The organism is Streptomyces cellostaticus (genome assembly GCF_001513965.1).
Lineage (GTDB): Bacteria > Actinomycetota > Actinomycetes > Streptomycetales > Streptomycetaceae > Streptomyces > Streptomyces cellostaticus.
Genome location: NZ_KQ948026.1, coordinates 184,219 through 189,879 on the forward strand (window position 1 = coordinate 184,219; position 5,661 = coordinate 189,879).

The window sequence follows — 5,661 nt, forward strand, 5'->3', positions numbered from 1 at the left end:
CGGTGGCCTGTCCGAGGACGTGGGCTGCCTTGTCCCGGGGGGTGCGTCGGCCTGCGGCCCGGGCGGTGGCCTGTCCGAGGACGAGGGCCGCCCTGTCCCGGAGGGCACCTCGGCCCACGGCCCGGGTGGCGGCAGCGCCCTGGGGCAAGCCCCTGTCCCGGGCGACCCGTTGCAGGAGGACGGCCCGGCTGACGACTCCGCCCACCTCACAGGCCCCGCTCCCACCCACCCTCGCGACCTGGGTCCCGTCCCGGGCTGGCGCCCCACCGCCCCGCCCTCCCTGCGTGCCCAGCTCGACCGGCTGTGCGGGTGGGCCTGGTACGCGGCGATGCGGCCCCTGCTGGAAGCCTTCGAGATGCCTGCCGGGCGGCTGCCCAGGCTGGTGCTGGTGCCCATGGGGAAGCTGGGGCTCGTGCCCTGGCATGCGGCCTGGCAGGCGGGCGGGCCGCGCGGGCGGCAGTACGCGCTGCAGGCCGCCGAGATCTCCTACGCCGCCTCGGCCCGCCTGCTGTGCCAGGTGGCCGCCCGGCCCGCCGCCGAGCACACCGGCGCCGCCCTGATCGTCGGCAACCCCACCGGCGACCTGCGCCACGCGGGCGAGGAGGCCGACGCCGTCCAGCGGGCCTTCTACCCCGAGGCCCGCTACCTGGGCCGCCGCACCCTCGGCCCGACCGACGGCCCGGGCACCCCGGGCGAGGTGCTGCGCTGGCTGCGCGAGATGCCGTACGACGGGGGAGTGCTGCATCTCGCCTGCCACGCGTCCGTCGCCGAGAACGCCCGCCGCAGCGCCTATCTCTCCCTGCACGACGGCAAGCTGGGCGCCGAGGAGATCACCGGGGCGGGCGGCGAGCGCCTCGGCCTCGTCCTGCTGGCCGCCTGCCGCAGCCATGTCTCGGGCCGCGGCCACAACGAGGCCTACAGCCTCGCCACCGCCTTCCTCGCCGCCGGTGCCCGCTCGGTCGTCGGCTCGCTGTGGCCGGTCCCGGACGAGGCGACCTCGGTCCTGATGTTCCTCACCCACCATTTCCTGCGCACCCACGGCGAACCCCCGGCCCGGGCCCTGCGCCGGGCCCAGTTGTGGATGCTCAACCCCGACCGCGAACTACCGCCCGGCCTCCCGGAGTTCCTTGCCGAACGGGCCCGGCGCACCGACCCGCACGACCTGAGCGCCTGGGCCGGCTTCACCCACCTGGGCCACTGACCCCGTTCAGCGCCTACGGCACCAGCGTGCGCAGTGGCACGGTCACCGCCGTCCAGCGGCCCGCCGCACCCAGCACCGGGCCCAGATCCCGGGGTTCGGCGACCGTGTCCCAGGCGGGCAGCTGGAACGGCAGCGTGTTCAACTCGCGGTCGGCGACGATGAGTTTGAGCCAGTCCCGGGCCTCGGCCCCGGGCACGGCTGCCCGGGACGCGGGCAGCGACAGCTGCACCGGATCGCCGTCCAGCGCATGGCCCGTACAGCCGGGCCCGACGAAATGGCCCGGGAAGAGCACCGAACTGGACGCATACCGGTCCGTCAGGTCCAGCAGCACGCACCACAGGGTCCGATCGGCAGAGCGGTTGTGCAGGCGGATCGACACCCACGGCGGGCGCGGGCCGCTGCCGTACACGCAGACGATCTCGCCCGAGGCGCCCGGCCGCAGCGGCTCGTCCGAGCCCCACGGGAGGATCTCCAGCTCCACCAGGCCGTCCAGGAGCGAGGGCCGCGGGGCGAGATCCCGCAACTGGTGCCAGCGGGTGAGGTGGGCCAGACAGTCCGCGACCCGCCCGGCGTCCCCCGGCCCCCGCAGCGGCAGGGCCGCCGTGAACTCCGTACCGTCGCGCCGCAGCACCTGCGCCCGTCCGTCCCGCACCCGCACCCGGAAGTGCAGCCCCCGCGCCTGCTCGGCCCCGTCCACCAGCCGCAGCAGCGGCCCGAGTGCCGCCGCCACCTGCCGGGCATCCTCCGGGGAGCCGTCCACCGTCACACTGGCCGGCGGCAGCGCGACCTCCGACAGCCCGACCGGATACACCCGCTCCGGCTCCGGCTCCCAGCCCACCGGCGCGACCAGCGTGCGCGCGGCCGACACCTCCAGCGCCCTGACGACGCCCCGGCCCGGCCCCTCGTCCAGCGCCGCGAACGTGGTGCCCTGCGCCTGCGCACCGCCCTCCCGCAGCCCGTGCACCGCGCCGCAGTCCACCTCCCAGCCCTCGGTGCCGTACCGCAGCAGGTGCGGGCCCGCCGTCCGGGCCGGGCCGCCCAGCAGCGGCCGGTCCGCCGCGCCGCCCGGCAGGTCCGGGAAGAGCACCGGATGCTGGGTGCTGCCCGCCCGCTGCACCCGCGCGGCGGCCCCCGCCAGCAGCTCCCGGCAGGTCGCCCCGGGGCCGGCCGCCCGTACCGCGCCGACCAGCGCATACGTGAACGCCCCGTGCCGGCGCCCCTCGAACCAGCCCTCGTACGACGGCTCGTCCAGCCGGCTCGCCGCCAGCAGCACATGCCGGGGCGGCCCGCCCGGCCCCCGTACCTCCCGCGCGTCCAGATCCCACCCGGGCCGGGGCGGCGCGAACCTCTCGGTCAGCTCCGCCTCCCGCGTCGCACCCCCCGAGTGGCAGCAGTCCAGCACCGCCGTGACCTGCGCGCCGCCCGCCGCGACCCGGTCCAGCAGCACGCCCAGCCGCTTGTCGAGCAGCGGCCCGTCCACGCACACCAGCGCCTGGTTCAGACCCGTCGCCTCGATCAGCAGGTCGCCTCCGGTGGCGACTTCCTGCGTGCCGTGCCCGGAGAACCAGAGCAGCGCCGTGTCCCCCGGACCGGCCGAGCCCAGATGCCGCAGCACCGCGTCCGTCACCGCGTCCACGGTCGCCTCGCCGTTCAACAGGACGGCGAGGTCCGTCTGTTCACCGGCCAGGTCGGCCAGCAGCAGCCCAGCCTCCGCGATGTCGTTCGCACAGCCGCCGAGCGCACTCGCCACGGACGCCGGATAGTCGTCGATGCCCACCAGGAGCGCCTTGATCCTCCCCATGGAGGAGAGTTTGCCAGTGTCACGCGGGGGTCAATCAACGGGACGGAGATGCACTCTTGACGTGACGTCACTAACCTTCACCTTCCGTGCATCGCACAACCGCTCACCACCCATGACTCTCGGGGGACACATGGGGAACACCGAACGGCCGCGCCGTATCGTGCGGCCGACGCAACAGGGCCCGGGCGCTCAGCCGGGCCTGGGCGCCCAGCCGGCCTCCGCGCCCGCGAACCCGGCACCCGGCGTCGTACGCCGCGAGCTGTACACACCGCGCTCCGGGAAGCTGATGGACGCCGTGGGCCGGCTCGACGCGGGCCTCGACCAGCAGGCCTGCCGGTCGCTGGCCGAGTGGGTCCGCGAGCACTACACGACGGCGTACGCTTCGACGCCGCTCGGCTTCGTCGCCCGCTGCCACCTCGGCCCGCCCTACGTCGACCACCAGCTCAGCCTCCTCCACGTCATCGTCCGGCACTTCTCCGCCGCCGAGCCGATGCCGGAGCCGTTCTCGGCCGCCCGCATGCTCGCCCGCTCCGGCGGCTACGCCTACATCGAGGTCTACGACGACGGCCTGATCCTGCCGGTCCTGGACGACGGCACCGTCGTCCGCCCCTGAGCCCCGAACCCTGCCCCAGCCCGCTCATCCCCGCAGCACGCGAACGGAGTTCCGCATGTCCGAGGTCGACTACACACTGCGCCGCCAGGTGCAGGAGGTCAGCAACCTCGTCATCAGACTCAGCGAACAGGTCGGCTCCGTCTCCGGCCAGGTCCACACCGTCGAGGCCAACCAGCACCAGACCCGCACCGAACTCCAGCAGCTGCGCGACGAGTTCCTCGCCTTCGTCCAGCAGGCGCAGGCCACCGCGAACGTGCAGCGCGCCGAGACCCGCATCGGGGCCATCGAGGACAAGATCGACCACGAGTTCGGCCACCACAAGACGGTCCGCCGCACCGCGGTCGGCATGCTCCAGGCCTTCGACATCGGCCTGGTGTCGGAGGACAACGTCCGGATGGTCGGCGACCAGCTGATGCTCCAGACCCCCCGCTACTGGCTCGCCCCCGCCCTGGTCGCCCTCGCCTCCTGGTCCGCGGACGACCGCACCCTGTGCGACCGCGCGGTCGACGAGGCGTTCCGCCGCTCGCCCGACCGCACCTCCCTGTTCTTCGCCCTCGTCCTGCGCCGCCAGGGCCGCTCCGAGGCCGCCGTCCGTTGGCTCCGCCACTACCTCCTCGCCCAGGACCCGGCCGCGCTCGGCCGCGAGTTCGCGGTCATCCTGGAGGCCATCGCCCAGGGCGCGTTCGGACTGGTCGGCCGTGAGCTGCTGGACCGCACCCTCGCCGAGTGGCGCTCCCAGCTGATGGACAACGCCGACGCCCAGGCCAAGCAGGTCCGGCGCTGGCGCGACGAGCTGGAGTCCCTGCGCGGCCCGTCCCAGGCCGCCGAGTTCCCGCGCCTGGCCGCCGTCTCCCCGCAGTGGGTCACCCTCGACGGCGTGCTCTCCTCCGCGCGCGGCCAGCAGCCCGTGCTGGACAAGTACAAGGCCGTCATGGACCGCGAGTTCCAGCCGTCCGAGCGCATCGAGGACGCCGTCGACGACATCCTCGACCGGCTCGTCTCCGAGTACGACAACGAGGAACTGCCGCTCCGCCGCGACCTCGCCTTCAACCAGGCGGTGGTCGACCACGACGGCGACCTCACCGCCGCCCGCAAGTCCGCCGACGCGGACTCCGCGTCGTACGAGGAGACCCTCGACTACCTCACCGTGCAGACCACCGCGGCGCTCAACCCGCAGGCCATCGGCACCTCGCCGGCCACCCAGCGGCTCTCCGTCGCGGCCTGCCACGAGTGGTTCCAGCAGGCGCACGCCGGCCACACCCGCGACTACCGGGCCGCCGTGCCGCAGGACGTCCAGGCCCAGTTCGCCACCAGCCACTCCGTGGGCTCACGCCTCTTCCAACTCCCCGCCTGGGTAGGCTCGTTCACCCAGCCGCTGGCGGCCCTGGAAAAGTCCCTGAGCGACCACTGGGACCACTACACGGGCCCGTTCGTGGAAGCGCTCGCCTTCCCGTGGCTGAAGAAGGTGGCCCCGCTGGTCGGAGTCGTCGCGGCGATCCTCCTCTTCCTCGCCGGCGCCTGGCCCGGCTTCGCGATCGGCGCCGCGGCGATCGTCGCCCTCGTCTGGGGCCTGATCCTCCGCAACCAGGCCCAGACAGCAGCGCGCGCCCAGGCCGCGGCCCGCGACCTGCTGGAGCGGGCCAAGACGGAGTCCCTGCACCAGCTGCGCGGCGCCTCCGCCGAACTCACCGACTGGTACGAGAAGTTCACCACGGCCGACCGGGTCGAGACCAAGGTCCGCGAACTGATCGCCACTCTGCCGACGGCAGGCGGCGGCGCGTCCCCGTTCGAGGGCCGCACGGTACGCAGGGAGGCTGCGCCCGAGCCCCAGGCCAGCTGGGAGGCCGCGCCGGAGCCCCGGGTCAGCAGGGAGTCCGCGTCCGAGCTCCAGTTCAGCAAGGAGGCCGCGTCCGAGCCCCGGGTCAGCAAGGAGTTCGCGTCCGGGACGCCGATCCGTGAGGAGGCTGCGCCCGAGCCCCAGGAGCCGACCGAGCCCCAGGCCCACTGGGAGGCCGCGCCCGAGCGGCAGGTCGGCCGGGAGGCCGG

The 5,661-nt window shown here is 74.5% G+C and carries 4 protein-coding genes; 3 read left to right on the top strand and 1 reads right to left on the bottom strand.

Annotated features, from left to right (window positions below):
* Positions 1 to 1,201: CHAT domain-containing protein (locus AQI88_RS23235; protein ID WP_208615874.1), on the top strand; the 1,201-nt coding region annotated here is incomplete at its 5' end.
* Between the two features lie 13 nt (positions 1,202 to 1,214).
* Here AQI88_RS23235 and AQI88_RS48540 read toward each other — a convergent pair.
* Positions 1,215 to 3,002: a caspase family protein gene (locus AQI88_RS48540; protein ID WP_067002589.1), complete on the bottom strand. Its 1,788-nt coding sequence runs from the start codon at positions 3,000 to 3,002 to the stop codon at positions 1,215 to 1,217.
* A gap of 130 nt (positions 3,003 to 3,132) precedes the next feature.
* On the opposite strand from AQI88_RS48540, the gene AQI88_RS23245 reads away from it, so the two are divergent.
* Entirely contained in the window at positions 3,133 to 3,615 is a 483-nt protein-coding gene (locus AQI88_RS23245; protein WP_067002591.1) for a hypothetical protein, read from the top strand.
* A gap of 55 nt (positions 3,616 to 3,670) precedes the next feature.
* A partial coding sequence (locus AQI88_RS48545; protein ID WP_279616564.1) for a hypothetical protein occupies positions 3,671 to 5,661 on the top strand: 1,991 nt, incomplete at its 3' end.